Genomic DNA, 1,396 nt, shown 5'->3' on the forward strand with positions numbered 1-1,396 from the left:
CGTCGCCACGCGCTACGAGAAGTCCGCCTCGTCCTTCCTCGGCGTCCTGCACCTCGCCGCTACCCTCGACTGGCTCAGGCGCTAACAGGACCTAGTTTGGATGGCACCGTTTCCTTATTTACCCGGGCGCGCTCTACCCGCCCGGCAGGAGCTTGCTCGACATGCTTCGCATGATGATCCGTAGCCTTTCCGACCTACCGATGGTCGTCCGCATCCTTCTCCTGGTCACCCTACCCCTGCTCGGCATGGTGACCTTCGCGGGCATGGACATGCTGAGTCGCTACAGCGATGTGGCGGCGATGAGGAGGCTCGACGGCTTGTCCGTCTTCGCGAACCGCGCAGGGGCGCTTGTTCACGAGTTGCAGCGTGAACGAGGCACCACGAGCACCTTTCTCAGCAGTGGCGGCAAGCAGATGGGGCCGGAGCTGGACGCGCAGCGCCGCGCCACGGATACATACCGCGCAGCGCTCGAGCACGCCCTGCGCGACGCCGGCCTGACCCTCGGCTCGGGCTTTGCACGCAACGCGGCTGCAGCCCTCGACGCACTTTCGCGGCTGAGCGCGCATCGACGGGCTGTCACCGCGCTCGCCCTCCCGCCCACCGACGGCCTGTCCTTCTACACCAAGGCGATCAGCGAAGTGCTGGACGCAGTATCCGCGGGCGCGGCCTCAGCAGATCACCCGGGCGTAGGCAGGACTGTCTCAGCCTACCTCTACCTCATGCAGGCCAAGGAGCGCGCGGGGCTGGAGCGCGCGACCGGCGCCGGCGGCTTTGCGGCCGGGCGGTTCACGGCTGAGCAGCTCCGCCGCTTTCTCTTCCTTGGTGAGGAACAGCAAACCTTCCTGCGGATCTTTCGTGGCCTTGCTACCCCGGACCAGGTCGCTACGCTGGATGCGGCCCTGGCCGGTCCGGCGGCCGCTCAAGTGGAGCGAATGAGGGCCGTCGCCGCCCAGGGAGGCCTTGTGGGCGAACTGGAGGGGGTCACCGCGTCCCAGTGGTTCGCGACCTCGACGGCACGAGTCGATCGGCTAAAGGGAGTGGAGGATCAGCTTGGTGCTGACCTCAATGCGCTCGCCGAGCAGGTCCGTGCGGTCGCAGTCGGGCAGCTTTTCCTTGTTGCCGGTGCGGCCCTCGCGCTGCTCGCCCTGGCCATTGGCGTGGCACTGGGCCTCACGCGCGGCATCGTGCGCCCCCTCCGCTCGCTGATTACCGCAACAAACGATGTTGCGCAGGGGCGGCTCGACCATGGTGTCACCGGCACGGACAGGCGCGACGAGGTCGGCGCGCTCGCCCGCGCGCTGGAGGGCTTCCGCCTGGCTGCGATCGAGCAGGAGCGCATGGCGACCGCGAATGCCGCGGAGGCGGCTGCCAAGCTCGCCCGCGCCGAGCGGGTGGA

1 protein-coding gene and 1 pseudogene are annotated in these 1,396 nt (G+C 68.3%); both read left to right on the forward strand.

What is annotated here, in order from left to right; all coding sequences use genetic code 11:
• Nucleotides 1-85, forward strand: a pseudogene (locus tag FHS87_RS23265) (IS5-like element ISMex42 family transposase); the annotation flags it as partial.
• A 76-nt stretch (nt 86-161) separates the two neighbouring features.
• The coding region (locus FHS87_RS23270; protein WP_184522294.1) for a nitrate- and nitrite sensing domain-containing protein at nt 162-1,396 on the forward strand (1,235 nt) is incomplete at its 3' end.

The sequence above is a fragment of the Muricoccus pecuniae genome, assembly GCF_014199205.1.
Taxonomy (GTDB): domain Bacteria; phylum Pseudomonadota; class Alphaproteobacteria; order Acetobacterales; family Acetobacteraceae; genus Roseomonas; species Roseomonas pecuniae.